The following is a 17,629-nucleotide window of genomic DNA, read 5'->3' on the forward strand; positions in this document are numbered from 1 at the left end:
GCCTAAACCCAAATGGATGCGGGCGAAAGGCTGCGCGGGCACGCCGTGCTTCCCATCAATGGGATCGTCGCTTGCCTTCGCCTCAAAACAATATAATGATGATATCATAATTATGGAGGATGGTGATGACGATCGAATCGCCCCACGGCCCCGGCTTCAACATCAGTCGAGAACGGCCTGCGCAGACCCGCAATGGCTATCTGATGCTGCTGCTCCTGCTCGTCCTGCTGGTGGCGGTGTTGTTCGGCTTCGTCGCTGCGGCGCTGAACGCGCTCCTCGGGGTGGTGGTAATGGTGGTCGCGGTGCTGCTGCTCGCGCTCATCGCACCGGGTTTCTTCATGCTGCAGCCCAACCAGGCGGTGGCGATCACCCTGTTCGGCGACTATCGCGGCACCGACCGTGCCACCGGGCTGCGCTGGACTTGGCCGTGGATGGGCAAGCGCAAGATCTCTGCGCGCGCCAACAACCTCGTGTCGGACAAGCTCAAGGTCAACGACCTGCGCGGCAACCCCATAGAGATCGCCGCGCAAGTGGTGTGGCGCGTGACCGACAGCGCGCAGGCGCTGTTCGACGTCGATGATTATCGTGAGTTCGTCGAGGTGCAGATCGAGGCCGCGGTGCGCACGATCGGCTCGCGCTACGCCTATGACGATATCGCCCAGGCCGAGGTCACCTTGCGCGGCAATCATGAGGTGGTGAACAGCGAGTTGCGCGTCGAGCTGATCGACCGGCTGAAGGTGGCGGGCATCACCATCGACGAATGCGGGCTGACTCACCTCGCTTACGCGCAGGAGATTGCGGGCGCGATGCTGCGGCGCCAGCAGGCGGATGCGGTGATCGCGGCGCGGCAGAAGCTGGTCGAAGGCGCTGTCGGCATGGTCGAACTTGCGCTGGAGCAGCTCTCGGCGAAGAATGTCGTCGAACTGGACGACGAGCGGCGCGCGGCGATGGTCTCCAACCTGATGGTTGTGCTGTGCTCGGAGCGCGACACCCAGCCGGTGGTCAACGCCGGGTCGCTCTATCAGTAAGGCGCCGGCGTGACGGTGCCCCCCAAGAAAGCGTTCGCGCTGCGGCTCGATCCGGCGCTCCACGCCGCGATCGAGCGCGCGGCGGCGACCGACCTGCGCAGCGTCAATGCCGAGGTGGAGATCCTGCTGCGCGAGGCGCTGGCGCGCCGCGGCGTGAAGGTCGCCCCACCCGAGCATCGCCCGCGCGGGCGGCCGCCGGCTTCGCGCGATGACTGAACGGAGGTTCGAGATGGACGAATTCGGCAAACCCTGGTTCGCGCCCAAGCGCTTCGGTTACGGCGCCGGCCTGCCGATCGCGACCGCGGGCTGGGTCTTCATCGCGGCGCATCTGCTGCTCATCGGCCTCGGCATTTTCTTCCTGGTCGGCGTCACGCGCGCGGCGTGGCTGGCGACGATCATCGTCGTTGCGCTGCCGATCTACGCGGCGAAGACGCGCGGCGGGTGGCGATGGCGTTGGGGTGGGGAAGATCGGGGGTAAACAGGGGAGAATGAGGGGCGAGAAGGGGGTGGTTTTTCGCCCCTTTTCGCCTCACCCCAGCGCCTCGTCCAGCAGCCGCGCCAGCCGCAGCCCGCCACGCTCCACCTGTTTGCGGACCACCGGAATCGCCGCCTCGATCGCTGCGTTGCTCAGCACCGGCTTGGCATCCGGGGCGGGCAGGCAGGGATCGCCGCCGTAGAGCCCGCCATAGGCGACATCATGCGCGATCTGCCAATTTTCGCGGGACCAGTCCTCGGTGCTGCCCGCCGCCACAGCGGCGCGGTCGGCCGGTGCGATGTCCGATATCAACCCGGCTACGCCCGCGGGCGGCGTGGTGATCGCGCGCTCGGCAAGATAGCCGTCCCAGATGCTGTGCAGGTTGATGCGGCCCTGGGCGATGCCATAATCGGCCTTCACGCGATTGCCCCCGAGATCGCCATGATCGCCCGCATGCATCGGCTGGTGCAGATCGCCGACGAAATGAACGAGAAAGGCCAGCGCCATCAGCCGCTCGCGCGCCGGCAGGCTCTTGTCGGCCAGCAGCTTGCGGTTGCGGTCGATCTGGGCCGAGACGCAATTGCCGTCGCGGCAGGGCGCCTTGAGGTCGAACGGCTTGCAGATGTCGATGTTCTGATAGTGCCAGGAATAGGCATAGCTGAACCGCTCGCCAAGCATCTTGATGCAGTCCGGCCAGACGCTGGCATCCTCGATCGTGCGCAGCTTGCAGGTGGGCGTCGCGAGATCGGGCGCGTGGCGCAGCAACTGCCGGATGGCCGCCCGCGTTTCGGGCCGCACCTCGTGCATGGCGATGCCGGCGACCGCCTCATGGCCAAAATCCCACCAGGCCGATGCCGGCGCTGCGACCAACGCGGACGTCAGCAGCGCGAGGGCGATGCGCAATGCCTTCATGCCTTGTCTCCATTCAAAGGCGGCAACGACCCGCTCGCCCATTCAGCGCCGCCCTATCGGCTGCGGCGGAAGCGCGCTATAGGCGCGGGCATCGCTTAGCCCGAGAGTAAGTTCATGTCCTCGATCCGTCCGTGGCGCGACATCGCCCGCCGCAAGTCCCGCCAGATCATGGTCGGCAACGTGCCCGTCGGCGGCGACGCGCCCGTCACCGTGCAGACGATGACCAACACGCCGACCACGGACGCAAAGGCGACGATCAACCAGATCCGGCGCTGTGAAGAGGTAGGCGCGGACATCATCCGCGTTTCGTGCCCGGACGTCGAATCGACCGCGGCTTTTCGCCAGATTACCCGCGCCGCGCGCGTGCCGATCGTTGCCGACATCCACTTCCACTACAAGCGCGCGCTGGAAGCCGCCGATGCCGGCGCCGCCTGCCTGCGCATCAACCCCGGCAACATCGGCTCGGCCGATCGCGTGGCGGAAGTGGTGCGTGCGGCCAAGGCCAATGGCTGCTCGATCCGCATCGGCGTCAACGGCGGCAGCCTTGAGCGCGACCTGCTCGAAAAATATGGCGAGCCCTGCCCGGAAGCGCTGGTCGAAAGCGCGCTCGACCATATCAAGCTGCTGCAGGACCATGATTTCCACGAGTTCAAGGTGGCGGTGAAGGCCAGCGACCATTTCCTCGCGGTCGCTGCCTATCAGCAGCTCGCCGAGGCGGTCGATTGCCCGCTGCACCTGGGCATCACCGAGGCGGGCGGCTTCGTCGGCGGCACCGTGAAGTCGGCGATCGGCATCGGTTCGCTGCTGTGGTTCGGCATCGGCGACACGATCCGCGTCTCGCTCTCCGCCGAGCCCGAGGATGAGATCCGCGTCGGCTATGAGATCCTCAAGACCCTGGGCATCCGCACCCGCGGCGTCCGCGTCGTTTCCTGCCCGAGCTGCGCGCGGCAGGGCTTTGACGTGATCCGCACCGTCCAGACATTGGAAGACCGGCTGAAGCACATCGCGACGCCGATCTCGCTTTCGGTGCTGGGCTGCGTCGTCAACGGCCCCGGCGAGGCGCGCGAAACCGACATCGGCATCACCGGCGGCGGCAACGGCAAGCACATGGTCTATCTGTCGGGCGTCACCGACCATCATATCCAGGACGACGACATGGTCGAGCATATCGTCAAGCTGGTCGAGGCGAAGGCCGCCGAGATCGCGGCTGCCAACAGCCGGGCGCCGATCGCCGCCGAGTAAGTGACCAGGGCCAATCCAGCGATCGCCTTCGCGGTCGCCGTCCTCGGCATCGCCATCTTTTCGGCGATGGACGCGATGATGAAGCAATTGTCGATCGAGATCGGCGCCTACAACGCGATGTTGTGGCGCACGATAATCGCGTTCGGCATCAGCGGTACGCTATTCCTCGGTTCGGGCGGGCGCTGGCCGAGCCGGTCGGTGTTCCGGCTACATCTGTGGCGCGGGATCGCCGCGGCGGCGTCCGTGCTGATGTTCTTCTGGGGCATCGCGCGGATGCCGATCGCGCAGGGCGTCGCATTGTCGTTCATCGCTCCGCTGATCGCGCTCTATCTCGCCGCAGTGGTGCTCAAGGAGACGGTGGGGAAGGGGGCCATCGCCGCGTCACTGCTCGCCTTCGCCGGCGTCATCGTCATCCTGATCGGCCAATCGCGTGAAGAAATGGGCCCCGAAGCTTTTCGCGGCGCAGTCGCGATTCTCGTTGCGGCGGTGCTTTATGCAGGCAGCCTGATCCTCGGCCGCAAGCAGAGTCAGGTTGCGAGCCCGATCGAGGTCGGCTTCTTTTTCAACGTCATTGCGATCGGCATGTACGGCATGGCGTCGCCCTGGCTGGCGGTGCTGCCGAGCATGGGCCAACTGCCGCGGCTGCTGCTGTGCGCGATCTTTTCGCTGGTCTCGATCATGCTGCTCGCCTGGGCCTATGCCCGCGCCGAGGCCAATTACCTGCTGCCGGTGGAGTATACGGCGTTCATCTGGGCGGCATTGCTCGGCTGGTGGGCGTTCGGCGAGGCGGTCTCACCCTTGACCTTAGTCGGCGCGGCGATGATCGTCGCCGGCTGCCTTTGGGCGGCACGCCGCCGCCCGCCCCCAATGCCGACCACGGAAGCCGCCCTATGACATTGACGATCCGCCCCGCCGTTCCAGGCGACGAAGCCGAGATCCTCCGCCTGGTGAAGGCGCTGGCCGATTATGAGCGCGAACCGGATGCGGTGAAGGCGACTGAGGCATCGCTACGCGCGACCCTGTTCGACGAACCCGCCCGTGTGTGGGCGCACTTGGCGGAGTTGGACGGCAAGCCGGTCGGGCTGGCGCTATGGTTCCTCACCTACTCGACTTGGACGGGCAAGCCGACGCTCTATCTCGAGGATCTGTTCGTCGAGGAAAGCGCACGTGGCTCGGGCGCCGGATTGGCGCTGTTCCGCGCGCTGGCGGAAGCGGCGCGGGGCCTTGGCTGCGGCCGGATCGACTGGTCGGTGCTCGACTGGAATGAGAAAGCCAAGGGCTTCTACAGCCATATCGGCGCCAAGCCGACGACCGGCTGGGAGGTCTGGCGCCTGGAGGGCGAGGCGCTGGACGCGCTGTGATCGGCGCGCGGCAACCGCGCGTCGCGCTCGACATCCGGCGGGTGGCGGCGCTACGGAACATAGTGTGACCGACGCCGAACGCCTCATCACCCCCGCCCGCCGGCCCGAGGACGTGGACGCCGCGTTGCGCCCGCGCTCGCTCGACGAGTTTGTCGGCCAGCAGGCGGCGCGCGAGAATCTGCGCGTGTTCATCGATGCCGCGAAGTCGCGCGGCGATGCACTGGATCATGTGCTCTTCTTCGGCCCGCCCGGTCTCGGCAAGACCACGCTCGCGCAGATCATCGCGCGCGAGATGGGGGTGGGGTTCCGCTCCACGTCGGGCCCGGTGATCGTCAAGTCGGGCGATCTCGCGGCGCTGCTGACCAATCTCGAAGACGGTGACGTCCTCTTCATCGACGAAATCCACCGCCTCAATCCGGCGGTCGAGGAAGTGCTTTATCCGGCGATGGAGGATCGCGCGCTCGACCTCATGATCGGGGAGGGGCCTTCGGCGCGCTCGGTGCGCATCGATCTGCCGCGCTTCACATTGGTCGGTGCCACCACCCGCCAGGGCCTGCTGACGACGCCGCTCCGCGACCGCTTCGGCATCCCGGTAAGGCTCAATTTCTACACGGTCGATGAACTGGAAAAGGTGGTGAGCCGCGCAGCCCGCCTGCTCGATCTGCACATTGCCCCCGATGGCGCCGCCGAGATCGCGCGCCGCGCACGGGGGACTCCGCGTATCGCTGGCCGCCTGCTGCGGCGCGTGCGCGATTTCGCCAATGTCGCGGGCGTGATCACGGTGGACCGCAAGGCCGCCGATCTCGCACTCACCCGGCTGGAGGTCGACGCGCTCGGACTCGACGCGATGGACCGGCGCTACCTTCACATGATCGCTGACATTTATCGCGGCGGCCCGGTGGGCGTCGAAACGCTGGCTGCCGGCCTCAGCGAGCCGCGCGACACGATCGAGGAAGTGATCGAGCCCTATCTGATCCAGCTGGGCCTGGTCGCCCGTACCGCGCGCGGCCGGTGCCTCAACGCGCGGGGCTGGAAACATCTCGGGCTCAATCCGCCCGCAGGGTCACAGGACGGTCTGTTCGACGTTTGATTCCGTCGAGCATACACCCTGATCCGCGGCGCACTGCCGCCGACAGCACACGCGAAGTAGAACGTAAACGGGCCACGAACCTTTGAGGTTCGTGGCCCGCATTCCTGCTATAAAATCCAGGCCGGGTGATCCGGCCGGATCCCAAGGCTTTCTTACGGCTTGATCGGCACGCCAACATAGGTTGACTGATTGCCGCGCGTGACAAGCAGCAGCACGCTGTTGCGGCCGGCGCGCCGCGCCGCGGCGATGGCGTTGTCGAGGTCGGCCGGGGTGCGCACGGCGACGCGGGTCACCGAATTTACCGCGCTGATGATGTCGCCGCGACGCAGGCCCTTGCCTGCCGCTTCGCTCGATGGATCGACCGAACTGACGACCACGCCCTGCATCGCGGGATCGACACCCAGTTGCCGCGCGATCACCGGCGTCATCGGCACTACCGCGATGCCGAGCGCACCGCGCGTTGCCTGCTCGCTGTCGCCCGGGCTCGAATCCTCACCGAAGCCTTCGTCATCCTCGCCGCGCGCGAAGCCTGCGAGCTGATCGTCCGGCGGGCGCTTGCCGACGGTGGCGGTCAAGGTCATGCGCTTGCCGTCACGGATCAGTTCGATCGGCACACGCGTGCCCACCGGCAGATTGGCGACGATGAACGACAGCGTCTGGTCCGGATTGACGGTGCGACCGTTGACCTTGACGATCACGTCACCCTGACGGATGCCCGCCTTGTCGGCGGCTTCGCCCGGCACGGTGCGCGCGATCAATTCGCCCTCATTCTTGCTGAGGCCGAGCGCGCCGGCGCTGTCATCGTCGAGCTGCTGGATCTCGACGCCGAGATAGCCGCGCTCCACCGAGCCGCCCTTCATCAGCGTATCGACGATCGGCTTGGCCTGTTCGGCCGGGATCGCGAAGCCGATGCCGACATTGCCGCCGGTCGGAGAGAAGATTGCGGTATTGATGCCGATGACATTGCCGGCCAGGTCGAACATCGGCCCGCCCGAATTGCCCTGGTTGATCGACGCGTCGGTCTGGATGTAGCGGTCATAGGCGCCGCCCGAACCAGTGTTGCGGTGGAGCGCCGAGACGATGCCGGCGGTCACGGTGCCGCCCAGGCCGAACGGATTGCCGATCGCCATCACCCAGTCACCCACGCGCGTCCGCGTCGAATCGCCGAAACGCACGAAGGGCAGGTTGGCGGCCTCGATCTTGAGCACCGCCAGATCCGACTGCGGATCGCGGCCGATCAGCTTGGCCTTGTACTCCTTGCGATCGGGCATGATCACGGTGATTGATTCGACCGTGCCGTTGCCACGGCGATCGGGCGAGATCACGTGGTTGTTGGTGACGATATAGCCGTCGGGCGAGATGATGAAGCCCGAGCCGAGCGAGGTCGCCTGGCGGGTGACCGGACGGCCGCCCTGAAGACCACCGAACAGTCCGCCGAACGGCGTGCCCTCGAACGGGTTGTTGCTGACCTGCACGCGCTGGGTAGTCGAGATGTTGACGACGGCGGGCTGCAGCTTGGCGGCAAGATCGGCGAAGCTCATCGGCGCGCCAGCGCGCGGCGCAGACGCCAGCGCCTGGGGATCATTCTGTGCAACCTGCGCCCCGAGCGGGTTGGTTACGAGGGTCGCGGCCGTTCCCCCGAGCAGCAAGGCGGTGGTCAAGGCATAGGCGTAACGCACTGAGATCTTCCTCCATTGGGCGCGCCGAAAGGCGCTTGCGACGCTGTGAGCCTGCGCCTGAACGCAGCTTTAATGGTCCTTCGCAGCCGATCCGCGGCGGCCACCCAGTCTGTCAGGGCTTGCCGCGGAACTCGCGCAGATAATCGTTTTGGGGCGACAAGATGATCGACGCACGGCCCTCCGGCTGGGTTCCATCCGTGCCGAACGTATGTTCGTAGGATTTCATCGCCCGGTAGAAATCGTAGAAGCCCGGATCCTTGCCGAAGCTGGCGGCATAGGTGCGCGCCGCGGCGGCATCAGCCTCCGCGCGGATGATCTGTGCATCGCGCGCGCCGTTGGCGCGGATCGTCAGTGCCTCCTGGCGGCGAGCGGTGCGCATCCGTTCATAGGCCGATTCCAGTGGCGTGCCGTCCGGCAGGTCGGCCCGCTTGATCCGTACGTCCACGATCTCCGCGCCATATTGGCGGGCGACACGGTTGAGGCCGGTCTGGATGTTGTCCATCACTTGGCTGCGTTCCGGGCTGAGCAGCGCCGAGAACTGCACCTTGCCCAGCTCGTTGCGGAGCTGCGAGCCGAGGATCGGGCGAAGCTGGTCGGACACGCGCTCCTCGGTCCCCGCCGAGATGTACATCTGCAGCGGATTGACGATGCGGTAGCGCGCATAGGCATCGACGTTTAGGCGGAGCTGGTCGGTCGAGAGCACCTGCTGGCGGTCCATCTCGATGTCGAGCACGCGCTTGTCGATCCACACGACCTGATCGATGAACGGCACCTTGGCGATCAGCCCGGCGCCCGAGCGACCGAAGTCCTGGTCGGCGCGATAGGGGTTGATCAGCTTCTGGGGCTCACCGAAGCGAACGATGACGCCCTGCCGGTCCTCCGGCACCACGACCAGCGAGCTCAGCAGGATGATGAGCAGCAGAAGCGATCCTATCGTGATCGCGATAAGCTGACGGGGAACGCCGGTCATCGTTGCGCCTCCGCGGCCGGAGCCGGTCGCTTGGCGACCTCGGGCAGCGGCAGATAGGGCGTCACGCCCGGGGCCTCGACGATCGTCTTGTCAACCTTCGACAGAACACGCTCCATCGTCTCGTAATACATGCGCCGGCGGGTCACTTCGGGCGCCAGCTTATACTCGCCATAAACCTGGTCGAACGCGGCCGCCTCGCCCTGCGCCTTGGCGTTGAGCTGCTGCGCGTAGGCACGCGCTTCGTTGAGATAGGTTTGCGCGGTCTGCTGCGCGGCCGACACTTCCTTGAACGCGTCGTTGACGGCGGCGGGCGGATCCGCCTGCTTGACCGCCACACCCTGGATCCGGACGCCGGCGCGATAGTCGTTGAGCAGTTCCTGCGTACGCTGCTGGACGCGCGCTTCGATGGCGTTACGGCCGGAGCCGATCGCATCGTTGAGCGACACCTCGGCGATCACCTCGCGCATCGCGCTTTCCGCGGCTTCGCTGATCGTCTCGTCGGGATCCTCGAGCTGGAACATGTAGCGGACGGGATCGCTGATGTTCCAGCGCACCGAATAGGCAAGATCGATCACGTTCTGGTCACCCGTGAGCATCAGGTTTTCCTGCTGCGCGGCGGTGGTGCCGATATCGACCGTACGGATTTCCGCGACATCGATCTTGCGCACAGTGACGATCGGCGCCGGCGGCGTGAAGCTCACGCCCGGGCGCAACGTGTACCAATAGCGACCGAACAGCGAAACGACGCCCTGTTCCTGCGGTCCGATGCGGTGGATGCTGGTGAACAGCAGCCAGATCACGACGAACAGCGCGAGCACATAACGCCAGACCCGGGCGGGATTGAACGCCGGCGGCAAGCCGCCGCGACCACCGCCGCCACCGCCGGCGCGCATGCGCCGGATCAGTTCGTCGAGCTGGGTCGGCCCGCGTCGACCATTGCCACCACCACGCGGGCGGCCACCTTCGGGGGGCTGATTCCACGGATTGCGAGGACCACCGCCGCCGCCGCTTCCGCCGCCGCTGCCGCCCTCTCCGCCATCACCACCACCGCGGCCGCCCCAAGGGCCGCCAGCGTCGGCCTTGAGGATTCCGATCGACGCTATCCACTCCGGAAATCTGCTCATTCAACCTTTATAGGTGGACGAACGGGGAAAAACAGTGCCGGCAGTCGAATTGGCGTTTCGTTAGGCAAGACAGGACTTGTCGGCAATAAATCGAAACTGTTTCCCAGCCTTGGCCGCTTTGCTCTATGGCCGCGGCGATGACCGATATCGATGCGATCCGCCAGGCGCTGGAGCCGATTGCCGGCAAGCGCGCCGCCGCCCCCCGCTTTACTGACGGCCGGGTCAGCCTGATTCTTGACGTGACCGGGCTCGACACCGATCGCCGTGCCTTGCTGGAGGCGGATATCCGCCGCGTGCTCAAGGTGCTGCCGGGCGTGGACGAGGTGCGCATCGCCCAGACCAGTGAGAAACAGGGCCGCCGGCTCATCGCGGTGGGCAGCGGCAAGGGCGGCGTCGGCAAATCGACGCTTGCGGCCAATCTCGCGGTGGCGCTGCGCCGTGCCGGTCGCAATGTCGGGCTGATCGATGCCGACATCTACGGCCCCTCCCAGCCGCGACTGATGGCGGCCGAGGGACGGCGCCCGACCGCAGAGGGGCAGAAGCTGATTCCGGTGCAGACCGATTTCGGCGTGCCGATGCTGTCGATGGGCCAATTGCTCAAGCCGGGCCAGGCGGTGGCGTGGCGTGGGCCGATGGCGGGCAATGCGCTCGGCCAACTCATCGATGCCGATTGGGGCATGACCGACGTGATCATCGTCGATCTGCCGCCGGGCACCGGCGACGTCCAGCTTTCGATGATCCAGAAGCAGAAGCCGGCGGGTGCGGTGATCGTCTCCACGCCGCAGGACCTGGCGCTGATCGACGCCACCCGCGCAATCGACCTTTTCAACCAGTCGGGCGTGCCGATCATCGGCCTCGTCGAGAATATGGCGGGCTATGTCTGCCCGCATTGCGGCGAGGTCTCCGACCCGTTCGGGAATGGCGGCGCCGAGGCGGCGGCGGGGGCAATGGACCATCCCTTCCTCGGCCGCGTGCCGCTCGACATCGCGATCCGCCGCGCTTCCGACGCGGGCCACCCGCCGGCCGCGATGGACGTGGCGGAGGGGGATGCCTTCCGCGCGATCGCGGCAAAACTGGGCGACTGGCTGGATCAACCCGCCGACTGACGGGTTGAAGCGGATTCAACAAGGAGCCCCGCGATGCCGCTGACCTCTGACGACGATATCCGCAATCTGCTGCAGGAAACCCGCACGATCGCGATGGTCGGCGCCTCCGATCGGCCTGACCGGCCAAGCTATGGCGTGATGAAGGTGCTGCAGAACCATGGCTATCGCGTGATTCCGGTCAATCCGCAGATCACCGGCGAGCATGTCCATGGCGAGTTCGTCTGGCGCGACCTGTCGCAGCTGGGCGATCCGATCGACCTCGTGGACATCTTCCGCAATTCCGCTGCGGCGGGTGAGGCGGTCGATCAGGCGATCGCGGCGGGCGCGAAGGCGGTATGGATGCAACTGGGCGTTGTTAACGAGGACGCTGCGGCGCGCGCCGAGGCCGCGGGGCTCAAGGTGGTGATGGATCGCTGCCCGGCGATCGAGTTGCGACGGCTGGGCCTCTGACGTCCAAGCCCCCTTCCGCAAACGGGAGGTGAACTAGCCGCAGTGGACATGCCCGCGTGGCGCGATTTCCACCTGGATCGTGACGTGATCGATCCCGAAGCGCCGCTTGAGCCGTACCCGGATATCCTCCAGAAACACGTCGCCGGGGTGGCCTGACGGCACCAGCAGATGCGCCGTCAGCGCGGTTTCGGTGGTGCTCATCGGCCAGATGTGAAGATCGTGGACGCGGGTGACACCCGGTGAGCAAAGCAACTCCGCCTCGACATTGTCGCGGTCGAGATCGCTCGGCACCGCAGCGAGTAGCATGTTGACCGCCTCGCGTAGCAGTGCCCAGGTGCTCCAAAAGATCAATGTCACGATCGTCAGGCTGACGAACGGATCGATCCAGACCGCCCCCGTCGTCATGATCGCGACGCCCGCGATGACGACGCCTGCGGAAACCGCGGCGTCGGCGATCATGTGCAGCCAGGCGCCGCGGATGTTGATGTCATGGTCGCGGCCGGACATGAACAGTAAGGCGGTGGCGCCGTTCACGAGGATGCCGATGGCGGCGACGATGATCACCGGCACGCCGTCCACTGGCCGCGGATGGCCGATCCGATCGATCGCGCCCAGGGTGATCGCGCCCAGCGCGAACATCAGGAACAGGCCATTGAACATCGCGGCCAGGATCGTCGATCCCTTGTAGCCATAGGTGAAGCGCTTGTTCGGCGGCCGCCGTGCCAGCGCCGCACCACCCCAGGCGATGAGCAGACCCAGTACATCCGACATGTTGTGGCCGGCGTCGGCGAGCAGCGAGAGGGAACCGGTTATCAATCCTGCCGCCGCCTCGGCGACGACGAAGGCCAGGTTCAAACCGACGCCGATCGCGAAGGCGCGGCCGAAATCGGCGGGCGCGTGGCTGTGGCCGTGATGGCTGTGCGAATGGCTGTGGCCGAAGGACTGGCGGCCATCTGCCTCATGCGCCTCATGCCTACGATCGTCATGTACATGATCGTGCCGATGGTCTTCGACATGGTCGTGTTCGTGATGCGCATGATCATGAGCCATGTCGGGAACTTAGGCCAAGCATGGCGCGATATGCTAGGACATCGATGCGGTTCGATGCCGATGGGGATTTGGAGAAGGAACAGGGATATGCTGCGACGGATTATGGGCGCGATGGTGGGTGGCGCGATCGACCGGAGCGACGGCAAGGGCGGCCTGAAGGGCGCTGTGATCGGCGCGGTCGCCGCACGCGCGGTCAGCCGCGCGGGTCCGGCGGGGCTCGCCGCGGTCGGCGCCGCTGTGGCAGGCAAGATGCTGTGGGACCGGCGCAAGAAGCGCAAGGCGGCGGAGAAGGTCGTTTCGGATCGGCTCAACCCGTCAGGTTGAAACGCGATTGGGCATTGCGCACCGGAGATTAGCGTATAGGCTCGCCTCCCAGATTTGAACTCGGCGGCCAGGAAGCCGCCGCACCCTGGGGGCCACCTTCATGATTTTTGGTCGCGTCAAGCCTCTCGACGCAATACTGGCGACAGCCGAAAAGAAATCGCTCGTCCGAACGCTGGGGCCGGTGCAGCTCACGCTGCTCGGCGTCGGCGCGATCATCGGCACCGGCATCTTCGTGCTCACCGCCGCCGCCGCGCAGAAGGCGGGGCCGGGCATGATGTGGAGCTTCATCATCGCCGGCGCGGTCTGCGCCGTCGCCGCGCTCTGCTATTCCGAACTCGCCTCGATGGTGCCGGTTTCCGGCTCCGCCTATACCTATACCTACGCCGTGGTCGGCGAATTGCTGGCGTGGATGGTCGGCTGGGCGCTGATCCTGGAATATGCGGTGGCGGCAAGCGCGGTCTCGGCCGGCTGGTCCGGCTATTTCATGGGATTGCTCAAGAACGCGACAGGGCTTGAGTTACCAGCAGCATTATCCGCCGGGCCGGTCTGGACGATGAACGGCTGGATGCCGCATGCCGATATCAGCCATGGCGTGATCAATGTGCCGGCGATCTTCGTCGCGCTGGCGGTAACCGCGCTGCTGGTCATCGGCACCACCGAAAGCGCGCGCGTCAATGCGGTGCTGGTCGCAGTCAAGGTCACCGCGCTCACCATCTTCATCGCACTGACCCTGCCGGTGATGGACGGTGGCAATTTCTCGCCCTTCGCGCCCAATGGCTGGTTCGGCCCGGATGGCACCAGCGGCATGGGCATCGTCGGCGCCGCTGCCTCGATCTTCTTCGCCTATGTCGGTTTCGATGCGGTCTCCACCGCCGCCGAGGAAACCAAGAACCCGCAGCGCAACGTCCCGATCGGCCTGATCGGCAGCCTGGCGCTGTGCACCATATTCTACATTCTCGTCGCCGCCGGCGCGATCGGTGCGATGGGCGCGCAGCCGGTGCTGGGCCTCGACGGTTCGGCGGTGCAGCCGGGCTCGGCGGGCTTCGTCGCCGCCTGCGGTCTTGCCGAGAATGCCGGGAAGCTGGTCTGCTCGAACGAAGCGCTGGCGCATGTGCTGCGTGCGATCGACTGGAACCAGATGGGCAATTGGCTGGGCTTCGCCGCCAATATCGCGCTGCCTTCCGTCATCCTGATGATGATGTTCGGCCAGACCCGCATCTTCTTCGTGATGGCGCGTGACGGCCTGCTGCCAGAGAAACTGGCGACCATCCACCCGAAGTGGAAGACGCCGCACATCGTGACGATGGTGACCGGCCTGTTCGTGGCGATCGCCGCGGCGCTGCTGCCGGTCGGCCAGCTTGCCGACATCTCCAATTCCGGCACGCTTTTCGCCTTCTTCATGGTGGCGATCGCGGTGATGGTGCTGCGCGTGAAGGATCCCAGCCGCCACCGGCCGTTCCGCACGCCGCTGGTGTGGGTGGTCGGGCCGCTCTCCGTGGTCGGCTGCGTCGCCCTGTTCTTCAACCTGCCGGTCGATGCGATGCTCGTGCTGCCGATCTGGGGCGGCATCGGCCTCGTGATCTATTTCCTCTACGGCTATCGCAAGAGCCATGTCGGCCGCGGGCTGATCGAGGTTCATGAGAGCGACAGCGACCTGCCGCCGAAACCGGTCCCGCCGGTGCCCGGCAGTCACTGATCGGCGCTGACGGATAAGAAAAGGGCGGCGCGACCGATGGTCGCGCCGCCCTTCTTCTTTCGGGGCGGGTCGATCGCGATCAGAGCGCCTTGGCGACGAGTTCCTTGAGATCGACCTGGGGGCGCGCACCGACGTGCGAGATGATCTCGGCGGCGCACACCGCGCCCATCGTCAGGCTCGCCTCCACCGAACGGCCCTGCGCCTGGCCAGCCAGAAAGCCGGCAGCGAACAGGTCACCCGCGCCGGTGGTGTCAACCACCGCGTCCACCGGCTGCGCCGGCACGGTGAAACGCTCGCCATCCTTCACCGCGATGGCGCCATGCTCGCTGCGCGTGCAGACCAGCACCGGCAGCTTCTCCGCCACCTTCGCCACCGCCTTGTCGAAATCGTCGAGCAGGGTCAGCGACAGGATCTCCGCCTCGTTGGCGAACAGGATGTCGATGTCGCCATCGTCGATCAGCTTCAGGAAGTCGTCGCGGTGGCGCGAGATGCAGAAGGTGTCCGAAAGGGTGAAGGCGACCTTGCGGCCGGCGTCGCGCGCGATGCGGATCGCCTCGCGCATCGCCGCGCGGGGCTCGGCCGGATCCCACAGATAGCCTTCGAGATAGAGGATCGCACCGGCGGCGATCATGTCGCGATCGAGCGCAGCCGCCGGCAGGAATTGGGAGGCGCCGAGATAGGTGTTCATCGTGCGATGGCCATCGGGCGTGATCAGGATCAGGCAGCGCGCGGTGGTGGGATCCGCCTCGGTGCGTGCGGTGGTGGTGAAGGTTACCCCCTGCGCACGGATGTCATGGCTGAACACCTTGCCGAGCTGGTCGTCCGCTACCTGGCCGATGAAGCCGCATTTGCCGCCGAGCGCGGCGATGCCGGCGACGGTGTTGGCGGCCGACCCCCCGCTCACCTCGATGCCGGGTGCCATCTTGGCATAGAGCGCCTCGGCCGCTTCCGTGGAGAACAGCAGCTGCATCGTATTCTTGACCAGCCCTTCCTGGGCGATGAAGGCATCATCGGCCTTCGACAGGACGTCGACGATGGCGTTGCCGATTGCGACAACGTCATAGGTGGCTGCGGACAAGACGGATTCTCCCGAGGATGAGCAAAAGCGCCGCATAACGGCGATTCGCCGAAGCGCCAAGCGGGGTGGACGCGGGCTACCGCGCCCGCCTATCCAGCCATCCATCCGATTTTTCGTGAAAGGGTTCGCGTTCGATGAAATCCGCGTTGCTGCCGATCGGGCTGCTGCTTGCTTCCGTTTCCCCCGCCATCGCCCAGAACAGCGCGCCGCAGCCATTGCCGATCGTCGACACGATCCCGGCCGCGCGTGACGTGGACTATCCCGGCACGATGCTGCTCGATATCGACGCGACCGACACCCAGCGCGGCATTTTCGAGGTGAAGCAGACCATCCCCGTCGCCGCCGCGGGGCCGATGGCGCTGCTGTTCCCCAAATGGCTGCCGGGCAACCACGCGCCCCGTGGCGAGATCGAGAAGCTGGCCGGGCTTGAGATCCATGCCAACGGCAAGAAGCTCAACTGGGAACGCGACGATGTCGACGTCTATGCCTTTCATATCGATGTGCCGGAGGGGGCCCGCAGCCTCGACGTTCGCTTCCGCTTCATCTCCGCCACCAATTCCGATCAGGGCCGCGTGGTGATGACGCCCGCGATCATCAACCTGCAGTGGGAAAAGGTCTCGCTCTATCCCGCCGGCTGGTACACGCGCCGCATCCCGGTGAAGGCGAATGTGCGCTATCCGAGCGGCTGGAAGGCCGCTTCGGGGCTGCCGTCGCGCTTCGTCGGCGGCGTCTACCAATATGAAACGACCAGCTATGAGACGTTGATCGACTCGCCGGTGTTCGCCGGCCGCTACATGCGCCAGGAGCAGCTTTCGCCCAAGGTGCGACTCAACATCGTCGCGGACGAGGCGCGCTATCTCGCCGCCAAGCCCGAGCAGATCGAGGCGCACAGGAAGCTGGTCGACCAGGCGGTGAAGCTGTTTGGCGCGCAGCATTACGACAATTATGAATTCCTGCTGTCACTCAGCGACGAGCTTGGCGGCATCGGCCTCGAGCATCACCGCAGTTCCGAAAATGGCGTGAAGCCCGGCTATTTCCTCGATTGGGATGCCGGCCCCGGCAGCCGCAACCTGCTGCCGCACGAATTTACCCACAGCTGGAACGGCAAGTATCGCCGCGGCGCCGACCTGTTCACGCCGGACTTCCGCACGCCGATGCGCAACAGCCTGCTGTGGGTCTATGAAGGCCAGACGCAGTTCTGGGGCTATGTGCTGCAGGCGCGCTCCGGCCTTGTCAGCAAGCAGGACACGCTTGATGCCTATGCGGTGATCGCGGCCCAGCTCGACAATCGCCCGGCGCGGGGCTGGCGGGATCTGGAGGATACCACCAACGACCCGGTGATCAGCGCGCGCCGGCCGAAGGGCTGGCTGAGCTACCAGCGCTCCGAGGATTACTACAATGAAGGGCTGCTGGTGTGGATGGAGGTCGATTCCATGCTGCGCGCGCAGACCAGGGGCGCGCGCGGGCTCGACGATTTCGCCAAGGCTTTCTTCGGCCAGAAGGATGGCGACTGGGGCGTGTCACCCTATACGATCGAGGATGTCGCGGCGACGCTCAATGGCATCGCGCCCTATGACTGGCTGGCCTTCCTCCAGCAGCGACTGAACGAGAACGCCGCCGGCGCGCCGCTCAAGGGCTTCACCAACAGCGGCTACAGCCTCGTCTATACCGAGGAGCCGACACCCGTGATCAACAACCAGCAGAAGACCGGTGACTATACCGACTTCTTCTATTCGCTGGGGCTGAACGTGGCGAAGGGCAACAAGGTCAACGCGGTGCTGTGGGATGGTCCGGCGTTCAAGCAGGGCGTGACGGTCAGCGATGAGCTGATCGCGGTCAACGGCCATGCCTATTCGGCGGAAGAGCTGAAGGCGGCGATCACCGCGGCGAAGACCGGGAAAGATCCGATCCGGCTGCTGGTGCGCTCCGGCGATCGCTTCCGCGAGGTCGCGATCGACTATCATGACGGCCTGCGCTACCCGCGTTTCCGCAAGACCGGCACGCAGTCGACAGCGCTCGACAAGCTGCTGGAAGCGCGGTGATA

At 65.9% G+C, this 17,629-nt stretch carries 18 protein-coding genes; 12 read left to right on the forward strand and 6 right to left on the reverse strand.

The features are described 5' to 3' along the window. Positions 1-125: 125 nt before the first annotated feature. The 3 genes from FHS96_RS22120 to FHS96_RS22130 are packed head-to-tail and all read left to right on the forward strand — an operon-like array spanning position 126 to position 1,506. Positions 126-1,028, forward strand: coding sequence for an SPFH domain-containing protein (locus FHS96_RS22120; RefSeq protein ID WP_429596994.1), 903 nt, complete (start codon positions 126-128; stop codon positions 1,026-1,028). 9 nt (positions 1,029-1,037) lie between these two features. After that, the gene (locus FHS96_RS22125; protein ID WP_429596997.1) at positions 1,038-1,244 is read left to right on the forward strand and encodes a type II toxin-antitoxin system antitoxin; all 207 of its coding nucleotides are present in this window, start codon (positions 1,038-1,040) and stop codon (positions 1,242-1,244) included. Positions 1,245-1,257: 13 nt separating this feature from the next. Continuing rightward, positions 1,258-1,506, forward strand: coding sequence for a hypothetical protein (locus FHS96_RS22130; protein WP_429597000.1), 249 nt, complete (start codon positions 1,258-1,260; stop codon positions 1,504-1,506). A 51-nt stretch (positions 1,507-1,557) separates the two neighbouring features. On the opposite strand, the gene FHS96_RS22135 is transcribed toward FHS96_RS22130, so the two are convergent. Further along, positions 1,558-2,415, reverse strand: coding sequence for a S1/P1 nuclease (locus tag FHS96_RS22135; RefSeq protein ID WP_429597003.1), 858 nt, complete (start codon positions 2,413-2,415; stop codon positions 1,558-1,560). Between the two features lie 114 nt (positions 2,416-2,529). Here FHS96_RS22135 and ispG point away from each other — a divergent pair, with 114 nt between their 5' ends. From ispG to ruvB, 4 genes are all read left to right on the forward strand, one after another. Continuing rightward, a complete protein-coding gene (gene ispG / locus FHS96_RS22140) occupies positions 2,530-3,657 on the forward strand; it encodes a flavodoxin-dependent (E)-4-hydroxy-3-methylbut-2-enyl-diphosphate synthase (protein ID WP_429597006.1) in 1,128 nt (375 codons plus the stop codon). Then, positions 3,658-4,551 carry a DMT family transporter gene (locus FHS96_RS22145; protein WP_429597009.1) on the forward strand — a complete coding sequence of 298 codons (894 nt, stop codon included), beginning with the start codon at positions 3,658-3,660 and terminating at the stop codon, positions 4,549-4,551. It abuts the gene before it with no gap. Beyond that, entirely contained in the window at positions 4,548-5,018 is a 471-nt protein-coding gene (locus tag FHS96_RS22150; protein ID WP_429597012.1) for a GNAT family N-acetyltransferase, read from the forward strand. Before FHS96_RS22145 ends, FHS96_RS22150 begins: the two co-directional genes overlap by 4 nt. Before the next feature lie 64 nt (positions 5,019-5,082). Next, entirely contained in the window at positions 5,083-6,108 is a 1,026-nt protein-coding gene (gene ruvB, locus FHS96_RS22155; protein ID WP_429597015.1) for a Holliday junction branch migration DNA helicase RuvB, read from the forward strand. Positions 6,109-6,260: 152 nt separating this feature from the next. Here the strand turns inward: ruvB and FHS96_RS22160 are convergent, their stop codons facing one another. The 3 genes from FHS96_RS22160 to hflK form a co-directional block, all read right to left on the reverse strand. Beyond that, on the reverse strand, positions 6,261-7,787 hold the full coding sequence (locus FHS96_RS22160; RefSeq protein WP_429597018.1) for a Do family serine endopeptidase: 1,527 nt from the start codon (positions 7,785-7,787) through the stop codon (positions 6,261-6,263). A 112-nt stretch (positions 7,788-7,899) separates the two neighbouring features. Beyond that, positions 7,900-8,757 carry a protease modulator HflC gene (gene hflC, locus FHS96_RS22165; protein ID WP_429597021.1) on the reverse strand — a complete coding sequence of 286 codons (858 nt, stop codon included), beginning with the start codon at positions 8,755-8,757 and terminating at the stop codon, positions 7,900-7,902. Next, positions 8,754-9,881 (reverse strand): FtsH protease activity modulator HflK, encoded by a 1,128-nt coding sequence (gene hflK, locus FHS96_RS22170; protein ID WP_429597024.1) that lies wholly within the window; start codon positions 9,879-9,881, stop codon positions 8,754-8,756. Before hflK ends, hflC begins: the two co-directional genes overlap by 4 nt. 137 nt (positions 9,882-10,018) lie before the next feature. On the opposite strand from hflK, the gene FHS96_RS22175 reads away from it, so the two are divergent. After that, entirely contained in the window at positions 10,019-10,987 is a 969-nt protein-coding gene (locus FHS96_RS22175; protein WP_429597027.1) for an Mrp/NBP35 family ATP-binding protein, read from the forward strand. A 33-nt stretch (positions 10,988-11,020) separates the two neighbouring features. Next, positions 11,021-11,437 (forward strand): CoA-binding protein, encoded by a 417-nt coding sequence (locus FHS96_RS22180; RefSeq protein ID WP_429597029.1) that lies wholly within the window; start codon positions 11,021-11,023, stop codon positions 11,435-11,437. Positions 11,438-11,470: 33 nt separating this feature from the next. Here FHS96_RS22180 and FHS96_RS22185 read toward each other — a convergent pair whose 3' ends face one another. Continuing rightward, positions 11,471-12,487 (reverse strand): cation diffusion facilitator family transporter, encoded by a 1,017-nt coding sequence (locus FHS96_RS22185; RefSeq protein WP_429597032.1) that lies wholly within the window; start codon positions 12,485-12,487, stop codon positions 11,471-11,473. A gap of 87 nt (positions 12,488-12,574) precedes the next feature. Here FHS96_RS22185 and FHS96_RS22190 point away from each other — a divergent pair, with 87 nt between their 5' ends. Together FHS96_RS22190 and FHS96_RS22195 are read left to right on the forward strand one after the other, a co-directional pair. Then, positions 12,575-12,811 (forward strand): hypothetical protein, encoded by a 237-nt coding sequence (locus FHS96_RS22190; protein ID WP_429597034.1) that lies wholly within the window; start codon positions 12,575-12,577, stop codon positions 12,809-12,811. 100 nt (positions 12,812-12,911) lie between these two features. Continuing rightward, the gene (locus FHS96_RS22195; RefSeq protein ID WP_429597037.1) at positions 12,912-14,507 is read left to right on the forward strand and encodes an amino acid permease; all 1,596 of its coding nucleotides are present in this window, start codon (positions 12,912-12,914) and stop codon (positions 14,505-14,507) included. Positions 14,508-14,586: 79 nt separating this feature from the next. On the opposite strand, the gene FHS96_RS22200 is transcribed toward FHS96_RS22195, so the two are convergent. After that, the gene (locus FHS96_RS22200; protein ID WP_429597040.1) at positions 14,587-15,585 is read right to left on the reverse strand and encodes an adenosine kinase; all 999 of its coding nucleotides are present in this window, start codon (positions 15,583-15,585) and stop codon (positions 14,587-14,589) included. A gap of 134 nt (positions 15,586-15,719) precedes the next feature. Between FHS96_RS22200 and FHS96_RS22205 the strand changes: the two genes are divergently transcribed. Further along, entirely contained in the window at positions 15,720-17,627 is a 1,908-nt protein-coding gene (locus tag FHS96_RS22205; RefSeq protein WP_429597043.1) for a M61 family metallopeptidase, read from the forward strand. Positions 17,628-17,629: the final 2 nt, after the last annotated feature.

Source organism: Sphingomonas zeicaulis (assembly GCF_050433225.1).
Lineage (GTDB): Bacteria > Pseudomonadota > Alphaproteobacteria > Sphingomonadales > Sphingomonadaceae > Sphingomonas_D > Sphingomonas_D zeicaulis.

Bases quoted from the DNA above. Each gene is read 5' to 3' on its own strand.
- hflK (WP_429597024.1), bottom strand. From the start codon at position 9,881: ATGAGCAGATTTCCGGAGTGGATAGCGTCGATCGGAATCCTCAAGGCC.
- FHS96_RS22175 (WP_429597027.1), top strand. From the start codon at position 10,019: ATGACCGATATCGATGCGATCCGCCAGGCGCTGGAGCCGATTGCCGGC.
- ispG (WP_429597006.1), top strand. From the start codon at position 2,530: ATGTCCTCGATCCGTCCGTGGCGCGACATCGCCCGCCGCAAGTCCCGC.
- FHS96_RS22150 (WP_429597012.1), top strand. From the start codon at position 4,548: ATGACATTGACGATCCGCCCCGCCGTTCCAGGCGACGAAGCCGAGATC.
- FHS96_RS22180 (WP_429597029.1), top strand. From the start codon at position 11,021: ATGCCGCTGACCTCTGACGACGATATCCGCAATCTGCTGCAGGAAACC.
- FHS96_RS22190 (WP_429597034.1), top strand. From the start codon at position 12,575: ATGCTGCGACGGATTATGGGCGCGATGGTGGGTGGCGCGATCGACCGG.
- FHS96_RS22195 (WP_429597037.1), top strand. From the start codon at position 12,912: ATGATTTTTGGTCGCGTCAAGCCTCTCGACGCAATACTGGCGACAGCC.
- FHS96_RS22120 (WP_429596994.1), top strand. From the start codon at position 126: ATGACGATCGAATCGCCCCACGGCCCCGGCTTCAACATCAGTCGAGAA.
- FHS96_RS22205 (WP_429597043.1), top strand. From the start codon at position 15,720: ATGAAATCCGCGTTGCTGCCGATCGGGCTGCTGCTTGCTTCCGTTTCC.
- FHS96_RS22130 (WP_429597000.1), top strand. From the start codon at position 1,258: ATGGACGAATTCGGCAAACCCTGGTTCGCGCCCAAGCGCTTCGGTTAC.
- hflC (WP_429597021.1), bottom strand. From the start codon at position 8,757: ATGACCGGCGTTCCCCGTCAGCTTATCGCGATCACGATAGGATCGCTT.
- FHS96_RS22185 (WP_429597032.1), bottom strand. From the start codon at position 12,487: ATGGCTCATGATCATGCGCATCACGAACACGACCATGTCGAAGACCAT.
- FHS96_RS22135 (WP_429597003.1), bottom strand. From the start codon at position 2,415: ATGAAGGCATTGCGCATCGCCCTCGCGCTGCTGACGTCCGCGTTGGTC.